General features: G+C 73.8%; 12 protein-coding genes. 4 read left to right on the top strand and 8 right to left on the bottom strand.

The genetic code is table 11. The features are described 5' to 3' along the window. Positions 1-7 precede the first annotated feature (7 nt). Positions 8-871, bottom strand: a complete 864-nt coding sequence (locus ABD340_RS47330; protein ID WP_344598712.1) for an alpha/beta hydrolase family protein — start codon at positions 869-871, stop codon at positions 8-10. Positions 872-1,131: 260 nt separating this feature from the next. Here ABD340_RS47330 and ABD340_RS47335 point away from each other — a divergent pair, with 260 nt between their 5' ends. The 3 genes from ABD340_RS47335 (at position 1,132) to ABD340_RS47345 (ending at position 5,356) form a co-directional block, all read left to right on the top strand. Next, positions 1,132-2,991, top strand: coding sequence for a methyltransferase domain-containing protein (locus ABD340_RS47335; RefSeq protein ID WP_344598713.1), 1,860 nt, complete (start codon positions 1,132-1,134; stop codon positions 2,989-2,991). Positions 2,992-3,131: 140 nt separating this feature from the next. Continuing rightward, positions 3,132-4,346, top strand: a complete 1,215-nt coding sequence (locus ABD340_RS47340; RefSeq protein WP_344598714.1) for a PucR family transcriptional regulator — start codon at positions 3,132-3,134, stop codon at positions 4,344-4,346. 2 nt (positions 4,347-4,348) lie between these two features. After that, complete coding sequence (locus ABD340_RS47345) at positions 4,349-5,356, top strand: alpha/beta hydrolase (protein WP_344598716.1); 1,008 nt, start codon at positions 4,349-4,351, stop codon at positions 5,354-5,356. On the opposite strand, the gene ABD340_RS47350 is transcribed toward ABD340_RS47345, so the two are convergent. The 7 genes from ABD340_RS47350 to ABD340_RS47380 form a co-directional block, all read right to left on the bottom strand. Next, positions 5,325-6,389 carry a glycosyltransferase family 9 protein gene (locus tag ABD340_RS47350; protein WP_344598718.1) on the bottom strand — a complete coding sequence of 355 codons (1,065 nt, stop codon included), beginning with the start codon at positions 6,387-6,389 and terminating at the stop codon, positions 5,325-5,327. The two genes, ABD340_RS47345 and ABD340_RS47350, sit on opposite strands and share 32 nt — an antisense overlap. 31 nt (positions 6,390-6,420) lie before the next feature. Next, a complete protein-coding gene (locus ABD340_RS47355; protein WP_344598720.1) occupies positions 6,421-7,764 on the bottom strand; it encodes a glycosyltransferase in 1,344 nt (447 codons plus the stop codon). Further along, positions 7,761-8,765 (bottom strand): glycosyltransferase, encoded by a 1,005-nt coding sequence (locus ABD340_RS47360; RefSeq protein ID WP_344598721.1) that lies wholly within the window; start codon positions 8,763-8,765, stop codon positions 7,761-7,763. The genes ABD340_RS47355 and ABD340_RS47360 overlap by 4 nt, the downstream gene beginning before the upstream one ends. Positions 8,766-8,772: 7 nt before the next feature. Beyond that, entirely contained in the window at positions 8,773-9,237 is a 465-nt protein-coding gene (locus tag ABD340_RS47365) for a hypothetical protein (RefSeq protein ID WP_344598723.1), read from the bottom strand. A gap of 313 nt (positions 9,238-9,550) precedes the next feature. Continuing rightward, entirely contained in the window at positions 9,551-10,072 is a 522-nt protein-coding gene (locus ABD340_RS47370) for an NUDIX hydrolase (protein WP_344598725.1), read from the bottom strand. Continuing rightward, positions 10,069-10,509, bottom strand: coding sequence for an SRPBCC family protein (locus ABD340_RS47375; protein ID WP_344598727.1), 441 nt, complete (start codon positions 10,507-10,509; stop codon positions 10,069-10,071). Before ABD340_RS47375 ends, ABD340_RS47370 begins: the two co-directional genes overlap by 4 nt. A 66-nt stretch (positions 10,510-10,575) precedes the next feature. Then, the gene (locus ABD340_RS47380) at positions 10,576-13,215 is read right to left on the bottom strand and encodes a M14 family zinc carboxypeptidase (protein ID WP_344598729.1); all 2,640 of its coding nucleotides are present in this window, start codon (positions 13,213-13,215) and stop codon (positions 10,576-10,578) included. A 374-nt stretch (positions 13,216-13,589) separates the two neighbouring features. Between ABD340_RS47380 and ABD340_RS47385 the strand changes: the two genes are divergently transcribed. Then, positions 13,590-14,396: an SAM-dependent methyltransferase gene (locus ABD340_RS47385; RefSeq protein ID WP_344598731.1), complete on the top strand. Its 807-nt coding sequence runs from the start codon at positions 13,590-13,592 to the stop codon at positions 14,394-14,396. Positions 14,397-14,422 lie beyond the last annotated feature (26 nt).

Below are 14,422 nucleotides of genomic sequence, written 5' to 3' on the forward strand. Positions count from 1 at the left end.
TCCTGGATCAGTACGGGCAGGTGGCGCGGTATTCCTGGATGGTGGCACTGTTGCCGGGCGGGGGCGGGCACAGGAACCGGTTGTAGCGGGTGTCGTTGTCGATCCAGCGCTTCATCCACGAGAGCGCGTACTTGGCGATGGTGTTGTTGTCGCTGGTGAAGGTGAAATGGCCGGCGTTCTCCAGCTCCATGTAGGCCTTCTCGACCCGCAATTGCTCGTAGAACGGCTCGGCGTGGTCGCCGGTGCCGGCGATGAAGTCGTTGTCGGCGCCCATGACGAACGTCGGCACCTGGACATTGCCGAAGTTCACGCCCGTGTCCCAGGGGGCGAGGGGGATGGCGGCCTTGAGCGAGGGGTTCTGCTGGGCGGCGCGCAGCGTGCCGCCGCCGCCCATCGACCAGCCCATGACCGCCATGCGGGCGGGATCGATCCGGGTGCGGACGGTGGTGTCCTGCTTGAGGTAGTCCAGCGCCGACAGCAGTTGCGCGGCGCGGGCCTCGGGCAGATCGAACCCGGTCGTGGTCTCCAGGGTGATGACGACGAACCCCTGTGAGGCCAGCCGCGGGCCGTACCAGGAGACCAGGGCCTCGGGCGAGATGAACCCGGGCGACACCGAGATCGCGCCGAAGGTGCCCTGGCTCGTGTCGGTCGGGTAGTAGATCGTGCCCTCCCGGATGCCCGGGTGGCTGAACGCGGAGACCTTCTTCGACGCGATCGCGAACGGCCCGCGCTGGGCCGTGACGCTGGCCTCCGTGGGATCGGGGCCCCGCTGGTAGGGGTTGGCCGCCGACTGGGCCGCGGTCGCCGGCGCGGCCAGGGCGCCGGCGAGCAGCCCGGCGATCACTGGGAGCCGCTTGAACGAGGGGTGCACGGGGGGCCGTCCTTTCCGTAGACCTCGAATGGGGGGGCACAAGTGTCAGGACGGTCCTGCCGCGGGCACATCGCGGTGTTCGCACAGTTTCGCCGGGCCTTTTGTCAGCGGGCGGAGTCGCCGCCGGAAAGGACGCGCCGACTAGTCACCCGGATGAGTCAATGCTGCCGTCCCGTTTGGCGAACGTCGCGTTTCGACGCCGGGAGCGCTCGACGACCATCGCATTTCCACCCTTTCGTCCCACTCGCGAAGGGAATGACATGCGCTTCCGATCGACGCTGCCGCTGGTGGCGGCCGGGCTCCTGGGCGACGCGCTCTGGCGGAGGAGCCGCGCGGCCCGGCTCGCCGCACTGTCACCTTCCGGCGAGCCCGTCCCCGACGACCACCGCTTCGTGACCGCCGCCGGGGTCACCTTGGACGAGGCCACCCGCCGGGCCGCGTCCGCGCACGCCCGCGAACGGGACTTGAGCGTCCTGGAGCTGGTCCCCGCGGGCCTTGACGCCGCCCGCGCGCTGGAGCTGGTCCGCCGCGTGCACCCCGGGACCCACCGGACCGCCCGCCTCGCCCAGGGCGGTGGCGGCGGGCACGCGACGCTGGTGACGGCCGACGTCGCCGAGCGGGCCGGGATCACCCGGTTCGCCGGGCTGGGCGCGGCGGAGATGGAGGAGCTGGCGGTACGGCTCAAGCGGTACGCGCCTGTGGAGACGGACCTGGCCGTGACGTCCGGGATCACCCCGGTCGGCTGCCCGCCCGCCGACCGCCGCGCGATCCTGCGCGGGCGCTGGCCCAGCGACCTGCCCGTCTACCTGTCCGGGAACGTCATCGGGCTGTCCGCGCTGGCGTTGGCAATGGGCAGGGATCTGCTGGGGGCGCGGCGGGTGCGCGAGGCGCTGCCCGCGGTGGCGGTCCTCGCCGCCGCGGCCGCGCAGCCCTACCTCGCCACCGCGGGGACGCCGCTCCGCCCGCACGACCGCCGCCGGTTCGCGCTGACGCGCCCGGTGGCGGCGCCCTACCGCTGGCTGCGCGTCGCCGCCGAACGCGAGGCACCCCGACCCGGCCTCGACCATGCCCGCCGCGAGTACGCGGCCGAGCTCGCCGCCGGGGTGGACCGCTTCTACGCGCCGCGCCGCGACGACTGCCCGTGGTGCGGCAGCAAGGCCCTTCGGCACCGGCTCACCAGCGGCGACCACCAGCACCACCGTCCCGGTATCTTCACCCTTGACGCCTGCGACGCGTGCGGGCACGTCTTCCAGAACCCCCGGCTCAACACCGCCGGCCTGGACTTCCACTACCGCGACTTCTACGACGGGCCGGGCGGGCCCGAGGTGGAGCGCGGCTTCCGGCTCGCCGGCCCGCACTACCGCGACCGCGCCCGGATGCTGCGCGGCCACGCGGTGCCCAAGGCCTGGCTGGACGTCGGCGGCGGCCACGGCCACTTCTGCAACGCCGCCCGCGACGTCTGGCCGGAGACCCGCTTCGACGCGCTCGACATGAGCGTCAGCGTCAAGGAGGCCGAGGACCGCGGCTGGATCGACGGCGGCCACATGGGCCTCTTCCCCGAGTACGCCGACGAGCTGGCCGGCGCCTACGACGTGGTGAGCATGCACCACTACCTGGAGCACACCATGGACCCGCGGGCCGAGCTGGACGCCGCCGCCCGCGTCCTGCCGCCGGGCGGGCACCTGCTGGTCGAGGTGCCCGATCCCGAGTGGATCGTCGGCCGGCTCGCCGGCCGCTGGTGGCACGCCTGGTTCCAGCCCCAGCACCTGCACTTCGTCCCGCTCCGCAACCTGGTCGCGGCGCTGGCGGAGCGCGGGTTCGAGGTGGTCGCGGTGGAACGCGGGCCGGCGAACCAGCCGGTCGACCTCCTCATGATCGTGATGATGCTGGCGCACCGCGTCGTCCCCGACCCGGACAAGCCGTGGCGCTCGGCGCGGTACCGCCGGCTGCGCGGCGCCGCCCGCACCTCGGTGTACCTGGCCGCCGGGCCGGCGATGTTCGGGGCGGCGGCGCTGGACCAGTTCCTGCACCCGCTGATCAAGCGGACCGGCCGGTCCAACACCTACCGGGTGCTGGCCCGCCGCGGGCCCGGTGCCGGGGCCACCTCATCAACCGGCTGACAACGAACGCGCTCCGGCTCCTGCGCCGGCTGACTGTTCCCGGCCCGGCCGAGGGGTGATATTGGATCGCCGCCGCGATCACCGCGCCGTCGCCGGCCCGCTTCCCACCGGAGGTGCAGGTGGCCGACCAAGGATTCCCCGTGCCGACCGCCCCGCCGCTCACCGACGCGGTGCGGCGCGACACCGGCGCGCTGCGCCCGCACATCGAGGCCGCGGCGGCGGAGATGGTGCTGGAGATCCAGCGCCAGGTCCCCGAGTACGCCTGCCCTCCGGGCAGCAGGTTCTCCCGGCGGATGCACTGGGCGGTGAACCAGACCGTGGCGCACTTCGTCGAGGCGCTGGCCGGCGGACGGCCGGACTGGCGGGCGCTGACCGACATCTACGTCGAGGTCGGCGCGTACGAGGCGCGCAAGGGCCGCAGCCTGGACGGCCTGCAGTCCGCGGTCCGGGTGGCCGGGCAGGTGGCCTGCCGCCGGTTCATCAGCGAGACCCGGCGGCTGGAGTGGTCGCTGGAGACGCTGGGGCAGATCACCGAGTCGCTGTTCGCGTTCCTGGAGCGGGTCGCCGGCGCCGCCTCGCGGGGCTACGCCGAGGCGACCGAGCGGCTGGCCACCGAGCGGGAGCGGCTGCGCTGGCGGCTTCGCGACCTGCTGATCGCCGACCCGCCGGCCAGCGACGAGGCCATCGGCGAGCTGGCCCGCCCGGCCGGCTGGGGGAAGCCCCGCACGATCGCGGTCGTCGCGGTGCGCAGGCCCGCCGGGCGGCCGGTGCCGGTGCTGCCGCCGCATGTCCTGGCCGACTGGCACTGCGCGGAGCCGTACCTGATCGTGCCCGACCCGGAGGGGCCCGGCCAGGACGGCTTCCTGGAGTCCCTGCCGGCCGGGTACCGGGCCGCGATCGGGCCGACCGTGCCGCCGGCCGCGGGCGCGCTGTCGCTGCGCTGGGCCCGCCGGACGCTGGCGCTGGCGGAGGACGGGACGGTGCCCGGCGAGGGGGTGGCCCGGTGCATGGACCACCTGCCCGCCGTCATCATCTCGATGTCCCGGGAACTGCTCGCCTTCGCGGTGCGGGAGCGGCTGCGCCCGCTGGACGAGCTGCCCCCGCACCGGCGGGCGCTGTTCGCGCGCACGCTGCTGGAGTACATGAAGTGCCACGACAACGCGGTCGACGCGGCGGAGCGGCTGATGGTGCACGACCAGACCGTGCGCTACCGCGTCCGGCGGCTGAAGCAGCTGCTGGGGGACGACGTCAACGACCCCCGGCACCGCACGGAGCTGCTGCTCCTGCTGAACGCGGCCGTGGAGTTCGACCTGATCGACGACCCGATGGAACGCCCCGAAACGGAACGAGGTTGACGATGACACGTCGCAAGGAGCGGACTCGGGCGGGGGCGCTGCTGGTCGTGGCCGCGCTGGCGGGGACGGGGATCGCCGTGCCCGGGGCGGCGGCCCGGGCGGAACCGTTCCGGCCCGCCGACACCGGCGCGCGGATCACCGCCGAGACCCGGCTGGGGGCGGGCGAGGTCGACATCACGATCGACTCCCCGTCGCTGCGCAGGTCGGTGAAGACCCGGATCCTGCTGCCGAAGGACTGGCAGGCCGGCGCCACCAGGACCTGGCCGGTCCTGTACGCCTACCACGGCGGCCAGGACGACTACACCTCCTGGCCCCGCAACACCGACATCGAGAGCTGGGCGGCCGGCTACAACGCGATCGTGGTCATGCCGGAGGCGGCGGACGGGGCGTACACCGACTGGTTCAACTACGGCTTCGGAGGCCCGCCCAAGTGGGAGACGTTCCACACGCAGGAGGTCGTCCAGCTGATCGAGCGCAACTACCACGCGAGCGGCGTGCGCGCGGCGATCGGAGACTCGGCCGGCGGGCAGGGCGCGATCAGCTACGCCGCCCGCCATCCGGGCATGTTCCGGCACGTCGCGTCGCTGAGCGGGGTGCTGTGGCTGCGCGCCCCGGGGATGCCCGCACTGATCATGGCGACCAACGCGCTGAACGGCCAGGATCCGATCGCCATCTACGGTTTCGCGGTCCTCAACACCGCCAACTGGGCGGCGCACGACCCGTACGAGCTGGCGCCGAAGCTGGCCGGAACGAAGATCTTCTTCTCCTCGGGCACCACCGGGAAGCCCGGCCCCGGCGACCCCGAGGCGCCGCCGTGGGACATCGGGCTGATCGGCGAGCAGGCGGTCGGCGCCAACAACGTCGCCTTCCGGGACCGGCTCGACCGGCTCGGCATCCCCTACACCGCCGACCTGTACGGCGACGGCCGGCACAACTGGCCGTCCTGGATCCGCGTCGCCTCCAGGATCTGGCCCGACCTCATGGCCTCGATCGGCGCCCGCCGGATGTGACCCGGCTTCCCCGTCCCAGGTCGTGCCCCCGGTCGGCGCCGTACGCGGACGTCCCGTCGGGGGCCACCGCGCCGCCGAGACCCGGGTCCCGGCACAGGGCCGGCGCCGCGGCTTCCACGACGCCGTCCACTGAGATCTCCAGCAGGCCCGGATCCGGCCCGGCCCGGTGCGGGTCGCCGCGGCGGCCGCTCCACAGCACCCGGTGCTGGGTGCGGTCGGGCGGTGGCCCGCACAGCGCGGGCGGGGTCGGGCCGAACAGCAGGACCGACGGCGTGCGGTATGCCGTGGCCAGATGGCCGACGCCGGTGTCGCCGCAGATCACCAGCCGGGCGCGGGCGACCAGCATGGCCAGCTCCAGCGGCCCGGTGCGGCCGGACAGGTCGGCGCCCGGGCCGAGCCCGCCCAGGACCGCGACCCGCCGCGCCGTCGCGGCCTCGTCCGGCCCGCCGGTGACCACGACCCGCTCACCGCGGGCCCGCAACGCGGCCGCGACCGCGCCGAAACGCTCGGCGGGCCAGCGCCGGGACGCGTGGGCCGCGCCCGGGTGGATCACCACGGCGCCGGGCGCCGGGGACGCCACCCGCGGCCGGGCCAGGTCCAGGTCGGCGGGATCGGCGTCGAAGCCGTGCGCGTCGACCAGCCGGCACCAGCGCGCGACCTCGTGCTCGCCGGGCTTCCACGCCGGGCCGTCGACGCCGTCCACGTCGGCGTGCGCGAACGCGATCATCTGCTGCGGGCGCAGCGACTGCAGCAGCCGGTGGCTCTGCGGGCCGCTCCCGTGCAGGTTGACGGCGAGCTCGATCGGACCGTCGGGCGGCGGCAGCGGTGCCAGGCCGCAGGCGGGGAACACGTCGTCCACGGCCCCGCTGAGCAGCGCGAGCGGCGCGATCCGGCGCGGCGCCGCCAGGGTCACCCGCCAGTCCGGCAGCCCGCGGCGGAGCGCGCGCAGCGCGGGCAGGGCGGTCAGCAGGTCGCCCAGGCCGAGCGCGCGCAGCACCAGCGCCCGCGGCCGCCGCGCCTCGCTCACGGCCATGACGGCTCCCGCGCCGGGCGGTTGAGGATTCTCATGACCTGCTCCCCTCCATGGTGGTCATGGGGTCACCCCGTTGCGCGGCGGCCCGGGCGTAGACCGCGAGGGTCTCCTGCGCGATCCGCGCCCACGAGTAGCGGGACCGCGCCCGGTCGGAGCCGGCGAACCCCATCGCCGCGCGGCGGGTCGGGTCGGCAAGCAGCTCGCGGACGCGGCGCGCCGTCTCACCCGGGCGGCGCGGCGGCACCTGGACGCCTGTGACGCCGTCGACGATGCTGTCGAGGTGGCCGCCGACGCCCGTGGCCACCACGGGCACGCCGCAGGCCATCGCCTCCAGCGGCACCATCCCGAACGGCTCGTACCAGGGCAGCGTCACCACCAGGTCGGCCGAGCGCAGCAGCACGGGGACCTCGTCCCGACGGACGCGGCCGAGGAAGGCGACCCGGTCGTGCACGCCGGCGGCCCGCGCCACCTCGCGCAGGCGGCGCACCTCCGGATCGGCGTCCAGGACGGCGGGCGGCGTCCCGCCCGCGACGACCAGCCCGGCGCCGGGGATCTGGGCGAGCGCCTCGATGGCGGTGTCCACGCCCTTGCGCTCGACCAGCCGGGACAGCACCACCAGCCGGGCGGCGAAACCCTGCGCGCCGAACCCGGGCGGGCCGAACCCCTGGGCGCCGTCTTTGCGCGCGGCGCCCGGCGGACCCGAGTCGTCCACCGCGTCGGCCGGGCCCGCGGGCCCCTCGGGACGGAACCGGTCGAGGTCCACCCCGCACGGCACCACGCAGATCCGCTCGCGTGGGACGCCCATCCGCAGCAGTTCCCTGGTCTCGTCGGTGCAACTGGCGATGACCGCGTCGGCGGTACGGCCGATCGCCGCCTCCAGCCGCGGCCGCTCGGCCGGACTGGTGTCGCGCTCGCCCTGGTGGCGCCGCTTCACGGTGCCCAGCGCGTGGAAGGTCTGCACGACCGGGACGCCCCTCCCGCCCTCCGCCCGGAGGCGCTCGGCCGCCTGGAGCGAGGCCAGCCCGCTCAGCCAGAAGTGGGCGTGCACGACGTCCGGCGGCGCCTGCGCCCAGCGCCGCTCAAGATGGCGCCCGAACCCGGGCATCAGCGGCAGGAGCTCGTCCTTGGGGACCGGGCCCGGCGGCCCCGCGGGGACGTGCTCCACCGTCACGCCCTGCGCCAGCCGCACCCGCCGCGGGAGATCGGGCGCGTCCCGCCGGGTGTAGACGGTGACGTGGTGGCCCTGGCGGCCCATCTCGGTCGCGAGGTCGGCCACGCACACGTTCTGGCCGCCGCCGTCGGCCCCGCCGAGCCCGGCCCGGGTGGCGAGCGGGCTCGCGTGCTCGGAGACCATGGCTATGGTCATCGGGTTCATCCGGTCACCTCCGTGAGCATGTGCCGCCAGTCCCGCAGGAAGCGCGGCAGGCCGTAGCGGTCCACTGCGAAGGCCCGCGCCTCCTTGCCCATCTGCCGGGCGCGCGGGGCGTCGGCGGCCAGCGACCGGGCCGCCTCGGCGAGGGTCTCGACGCGGGTGGAGAGCACCCCGGCCTCGGGCGGAACGGCCTCGACCGCCTCGGTGGCGCCCAGCGCCACCACCGGCAGGCCGAGCATCATCGCCTCGATCAGCGCGAGGCCGAGGGAGGTCCAGCGGTAGGGGTGGAGGTAGACGCGGCGGCGGGCGAGCTCGCCGTGCATCCGCGCCTGCGGCAGGTCCTCGTAGGTCCACAGCGATTCCGGGGGGATGCCCAGCCGGCGCGGGACGTCCAGCACGTTGGTGCCGAACAGGTCGAGCGGGACGGCGCCGGCCAGTTGCGGGAGCAGGTCGGTGCCGGCCACCCGGCCGCGGCGCAGCGGGTCGTTGATGACGACCGCGGCGCGCGGCCAGTCGCCCCGGAACCGGTGGCCCGGATCGGCGGCACCGTGCTCGATCACCATGGTGGGCGCCCGGCCGCAGTCCCAGAAGAGCCGGTTGAAGTGGGTGACGTGGACGATCGGGATGTCGGAGCGGTCGTGCAGGAAGTGCCTGCTGTTCGGGACGACCTCCTCGGGCGTCCCGGCGTCGGAGGGGGCGCGGCGCGGGGCGTCGTGCTCGACGTACACGGCGGGCAGGTCGCGGCCGGGGCTGCGCCCGAGCCAGCGCTCGCACAGCTCGATCTCGTGCGGCCGCTGCAGCACGACCACGTCGACGTGCTCCTCGCGGAGCCGGTCGTGGGGGACCTCGACGGCCCGGTCGGGCCAAGCAGAAGCGCCGGGACGGCCTTTCCCGTCCGGTCCCCGGCCGGGGGTGACGGGGACCAGCGTGGTCTGCGGGCCGTGCACGAACGACGTCGCCCAGGACCTGTGGACGTGCCAGAGCAGCACCCGCATCGGCCTCATGAGGCGATCACCGCCCGCCCTCCTCGCCGAGGACCAGATCGACGGCGCTGCCCAGGTCGGGCACCACCTCGCAGGCCCGGACGATCTCCTCCACCCGGGTCCGCTCGCCGGGGACGAGGATGCCGCGCGCCCCCGCCGCCACGGCCGTCCATACGGCCCTGGCCGCGAGCGCGGCGAGGGCCAGCAGCCCGGAGCCCGTGGTCAGCGCGTGGCGGCGGAACCGGCCGTGTTCCGCGCCGGCGCGCACGCGCCAGTCGCGCCCGTGCGCGCGGCGCATCAGGACGTCGTCGGCGTTGTCCGCCTGCGCCCGCATCGAGGCCCGGAAGCCCGCCGGGCGCACGGGGCGCGGCCGGTCGTCCACGACCAGGACGGCCTCCGGCGGGTGCCGCGGCGTCGCGGCGACCAGCGCGTCGAGGAGCGTGCGGAGGCCGGGCCGTCCGACGGTCGGCACCACGACCGTGTACGCCGTCACGCGGTCACCCGCGGCGCGGTGGAAGCTCCGTGGGAGAGGGCGCCCGTCCCGAGAATGCGCATTGCTGCCTCCGATCCGGCAGGAAGACGACCGGCTGGAAGGAATCCGGCTGGAAGGCGCGGCAGCGGCGTGTCGGACGCAATGGCTTTTGCGGAACGCCGAATCACCTAGAGGTCATTCACCCAGGCCATTCAATTCTGCACTTCTGGATCTCACCCGGGAGCGGCGTCACAAACGGCGGAGCAGCCGGAAGTACAGGTGATCTGAATCACGTTTCCGCAGGTCAAGGCCTACTGTGGGGCGAGTGCCGGGATCAGTGGTGCCAGGGCAGGACGACCGGTTCGGCCGGGACGTCGCCCGCGAGCAGGGCCTTGAGGAGCGGCACCAGCTCCAGCGGGTAGACCACTTCGCCGGTGGCCTCCAGCTCCTCCGGCGTCCACCAGCGATGGGCGGAGATGTGCGCGCGCTCCACCGCCTGGAAGCCGGCCGTGTCGATCTCGATCTCGGGGGCGGCGGCGCGGTGCACGAAGAAGTCGTCCCGGAACACGCCGCTCGCCCAGCTGAACTCGGCGTAGCCGGAGCTGACCGCGACCGGGGCGCCCAGCTCGCCGGGCGAGACGACCAGGCCGGTCTCCTCGCGCAGCTCGCGGGAGCCGGCCTCGGCCAGCGTCTCGCCCTTGTCGACGCCGCCGCCCGGGGTGATCCAGCAGTACCCGAGGTCGGGCTGCTCCATGTCCAGCGGGAACCGGAACAGCAGGAGCCGGCCCGTGCCGTCCAGCAGCAGGACGCGGGCCGAGCGCCGCCGGTAGCCGTCGCCGGACCGGCGGATCCTCACTTGGCGAGCTCGGCTTCCAGCTTGGCCAGCTGCTCGTCGTAGATCCGCTGGAGCCCGCGCGGCGCGAAGGTGCGCTCGAAGAACCCGCCGACGCCGCCCGCGCCCTTCCAGGTCGTCTCGACCTTGACCCGGGAGCCCGCTCCGGCGGGGGAGACCGTCCAGGTGGTGACCATGGACGAGTTGGCGTCCCGCTCCACCAGCGTGTTCTCCTGGGGGACGGTGACCGAGAGCAGGCAGTCGCGCACCCGCTTGCTGGTCGCCGCCAGCCTCCAGTGCACCGTCGTGCCCTCGCCCTGCCCGCCCTCGCGGACCTCGTACTCGCTGTAGTGCTCCGTCAGCAGCTTCGAACGGGTGCCGCTGTAGTCGCCGAGCGCCGCGAACACCTGCTCCACTCCGGCGTCGACGGTCTTCTCGGTGGTAGCCGTGACCTGACCCATGCCCCCATCCTGGCAGAGCGGCCCGCCTTCCGCCGCCGGGGCCGCCCCGCCGGGACGAAGATCACCTCAGCCCCGCGGATCGTCCGGGCGGGCGGAGCGGGCGGGCTCGGACGGGCCGTGGTAGATCGAGTTGATCACGATCGGCCAGGTCGCCCGCGGCCAGGACCGGAAGGTGATCTCGCTGGCCGCGAGGGTGGCGTGCCCCTTGCCGACCTTGAGGCTCACCACGTTCGCCAGCCCGTCCAGCGCCTCGGTGCCGTGCCCGTACCCGCTGGCGAGCAGGTTCCCGCCCGGGTAGGCGGACGCGACGTCGGCCTCGCCCTTGACCCGGTACGCCGCGTCGCGGTTGAACCAGACCGGCCACTCCTTCGGCATGCCCCACGCCGCGGGGACGTCCGGCCTGTACGAGGCGCGCAGCAGCGCGCCCGGCACGTTGAACTTCGCCTGGTCGGCCGGCGCGGCGTTCTCGACCGGCAGGTCCAGCAGCTGCCGCGCGGTCTCCGAACCGCTGCCGATCGCCACCAGGTTGCCGCCGCCCGAGACGAAGCCGCGCAGCGCGTCCCAGCCCGCCTCGCCGACGCCGCGGGCCCACGCGAACCGCGGCGGGTTCTTGGCCGGGTCGAGGCCCTTGACGATGGTGTCCTTGGAGACCCCGTCGGACACGACGATCGTGTCGAAGCGGCCGTCCAGGTCGGCGTAGTCGTCGGCGCCCACCACCTTGTAGTTCACGCCGTACTGGTCGAGCATCCAGGTCATCCACCCGCCGGGCATGTTGTTGGCGCCCCGGATCAGGCCGACGCGGGTGCCCGGCTTGAGCCGGAAGCCGGCCGCCTTCGGCAGCTCGTCCGAGCCGTGGACCTGGAGCCCGGTGGCGGCGGAGGCGTCCTGGAGCGTCCGGCGCGCGGCGGGCGTCGGCGGGACGACGACCGTGCCGGGCGCGAACCTCCGTCCCGCCGCCTCGAACTCCTCGCCCGCGCGGAAGACGGGCACGGTCGCCTTCTGCAGCCGGGACAGCACGTGCGCGAGGCCGTACGACTCGGGCGCCACCAGGTACGCCCCGCGCGGCGCGGCGGGCATCCGCACCGGCTGCGGGACGACCCGCGGCACCCGCTGGAGCTGGCCGGTGAACGCCTTCTCGACCGGGTCGACGTCCACGCCCAGCAGCAGTCCCGCGTTGTCGGTCGTCTCGCTGTACGGCATGATCAGCGGGCAGTCCGCGCACTTGCGGGCCGCCTTCTCCGGGTAGACGTCGGCCTGCAGGAGCTGGTGGATCCAGCGGCCGAGGGGCTGCCGGGTCCGCAGGACGTACGATCCCGCCGGGTAGGTCCGGCCGCCCGCCGTGAACGCCGCGCGGGCCTGGTCGATCTCCGCGCGGCCGAACTCGAACAGCTTCATCAGCTCGTACACGGCGAACGGGTCGCGCTGCCCCGCCGGGATGACGTAGGCCTCCGGCGTCCCGGGCTGGACGTCCGGCAGCGCGGCGCCGTTCCGCGCGACCTGGTGGAGGTTGTTGAACAGCCAGGATTCGGGGTTCTTCGCGATGTTCTCGATGCCGGCGTAGGCGGCCGTCTTGGCGTAGGCGACGATCTGCTCCAGCGTCCAGGTGTTCCGGTCGTAGGGCTGGAGCATCCGGACGGTCTTGTTCTGCGGGCCCAGCGGTTTGCCGTCCGAGCTGGTGAAGGGGTACGCCAGGTCGCGGGCGGAGGCGATCTCGGTGAGGAACAGCGAGGTGCCGAGGAACGTCGAGTAGCCCATCACGTCGGCGTTCCAGAAGATCCCGTACGCGTCGTCGGACCCGACGCCCTTCTTGTTCTCGGCGACCAGCGCGCGCGCCGCGACCTGGCCCTGGGTGTTGGCCGACTGGATGGTGACCGGGTCGACGCCGTCGCCGAGCGGCTCGTCGTACGGCGGCGTCCACAGCCGCGGCCCGCCCGTCCCGGCCTGGTGCATGTAGTGCCCGGCGACCGGCCGGTAGGTCTGCTCCAGCCACACCCGGGTGCGGGTCTCACGCTGGGAGAACATGAACCAGTCGCGGTTGTTGTCGTGCCCGACGTACTTGTGGTACAGGTCCGGGTAGACGCGGTTGTACGCGGTGCCCGCCGTCTCGTTGAAGTGGTCGACGACCAGATGCTGGCCGTCGGGGTTGCCCGAGGGGATCACCATCAGCACCGCGTTCTCCAGCACGGTGTCGGTGTAGTCCGACTTCTCGGTCGCGAACCGGTGCACGATGTCCACCAGCGCCTGGGTGTTGCCGACCTCGGTCGAGTGAAGCGTGCCCTCCAGCAGGTAGACGGGTTTGCTGCGTTCGGCCAGCCGCCGCGCCTCCTGCTCGGAGACGCGCGGGTCGGCGAGCCGCTGGTTGTCCCGGACGATCCGGTCGAGGTCGCGCAGGTTCCCGGGCGAGCTGACGAACATCACGGGATACTCGTTGCCGAGCGTCGTGGTGTCGGCGACCTTGTACTCGACCCGGTCGGACCGGTCGGCCACCAGGCGGAAGTACTGCTTGATCCGGTCGAACCCGGCGAGCCTGCCGGTGGTTCCCATGGCGAAGCCGAAGTAGTCCTTGGGCGCTGGGATGGTCTTGCCCTGTGCCGTGAGCGTGACCGAGCTTCCCACGCCGAGCGCGTCGGAGCGCACGGGCGCTGCGACGAGGGCGGCGGAGGTCAGCACGGCGGCCAGCACGCGGGCGGTTCGCCGCGGCAGCATCCGGTCTCCAGTCGGTGCGGGGGTGGGGGAGAACAGGGGGACTCGATGGGACGGGGAAACCGCCGGCCGGTCGGCTGAGGCCAGAGTGAATCCTGTTTAACGATCAGTCAATCCCTTGATCGTTCAACAATCACCTGCTAAGGGAACCGGTGCGCCGCCAGCCGATTTGATCATTTCCTTTCGGGGGTGACGGCGTCACCGGCACCACGGGATCCGGAACTGATCGGCCCGGACGCCCTCCGTTCCAAAGGGGTCACTTACTTTCCGTACATGTCGCGGAACGCCGGGCGGATTCCGCTTTGTGCTGGAGGCGTTAAGGTCATCACACGATCGCGTCCGCGCGCCGAGTGCAGGGCGCGGAGGGGAGGTGTGCGATGGACTCGGGGGAGTGGGCGCCGACGGGCGTCGATCTGACGACCCCCAACACCGCCCGGATCTACGACTACCTGCTGGGCGGCAAGGACAACTACGCCGCCGACCGGCAGGTGGGCGACCAGCTGCTGGAGATCATTCCCGAGGCGCGGAACGCCGCGCGGGAGAACCACCTCTTCATCGCGCGCGCCGTCCGCCACCTGGTCAAGGAGGGCGTCCGCCAGTTCATCGACATCGGCACCAAACTGCCCGCCGCCGGCAACGTGCACGAGGTCGCGGCCGGCCTGGCCCCCGACGCCCGGGTGGTCTTCGCCGACGGCGATCCCGTGGTGCTCACGCACGCCCGCGCGCTGCTCACCGGCACCGGCAGCACCCTGGTCGCGCACGCCGACCTGCGGCGGCCCGACGGGGTGCTGGACGTCCCGGAGGTCCGGCGGATGATCGACTTCGACCGCCCGGTGGCCGTGGTCCTCGACCGCGTGCTGCACTTCATCGAGGACCTCGACGACGCCGTCGCCGTCGTGGCCCGGCTGCACGGGGCGCTGCCGCCCGGCAGCCACCTGGTGTTCACCCACATCACCCACGAGCCCGCGCCCGAGGCCGGCGAAGGTGTCAGCCAGGTCTTCAAGCCGACCAGCGGGTTCTTCTGGAGCCGGGGACGGGCCGACGTGGCGCGCATCGTCGAGCCGTTCGCACTGCTGGAACCTGGGTTGACCTTCACCCCGCTGTGGCGACCCGACTCGACCGGCGCCGAGGCGGCCGCCGCCGAGCGCACCTACACCCTCGCCGGCGTCGGCCGCCGCGACTGACGCCGCCCGGGGTGACGCGGGCCGCC

Source organism: Actinomadura vinacea, assembly GCF_039532545.1.
In the GTDB taxonomy this organism is placed as follows: Bacteria; Actinomycetota; Actinomycetes; order Streptosporangiales; family Streptosporangiaceae; genus Spirillospora; species Spirillospora vinacea.

Bases quoted from the DNA above. Each gene is read 5' to 3' on its own strand.
- ABD340_RS47375 (WP_344598727.1), bottom strand. From the start codon at position 10,509: ATGGGTCAGGTCACGGCTACCACCGAGAAGACCGTCGACGCCGGAGTG.
- ABD340_RS47360 (WP_344598721.1), bottom strand. From the start codon at position 8,765: ATGAGGCCGATGCGGGTGCTGCTCTGGCACGTCCACAGGTCCTGGGCG.
- ABD340_RS47335 (WP_344598713.1), top strand. From the start codon at position 1,132: ATGCGCTTCCGATCGACGCTGCCGCTGGTGGCGGCCGGGCTCCTGGGC.
- ABD340_RS47385 (WP_344598731.1), top strand. From the start codon at position 13,590: ATGGACTCGGGGGAGTGGGCGCCGACGGGCGTCGATCTGACGACCCCC.
- ABD340_RS47380 (WP_344598729.1), bottom strand. From the start codon at position 13,215: ATGCTGCCGCGGCGAACCGCCCGCGTGCTGGCCGCCGTGCTGACCTCC.
- ABD340_RS47345 (WP_344598716.1), top strand. From the start codon at position 4,349: ATGACACGTCGCAAGGAGCGGACTCGGGCGGGGGCGCTGCTGGTCGTG.
- ABD340_RS47350 (WP_344598718.1), bottom strand. From the start codon at position 6,389: ATGGCCGTGAGCGAGGCGCGGCGGCCGCGGGCGCTGGTGCTGCGCGCG.
- ABD340_RS47355 (WP_344598720.1), bottom strand. From the start codon at position 7,764: ATGAACCCGATGACCATAGCCATGGTCTCCGAGCACGCGAGCCCGCTC.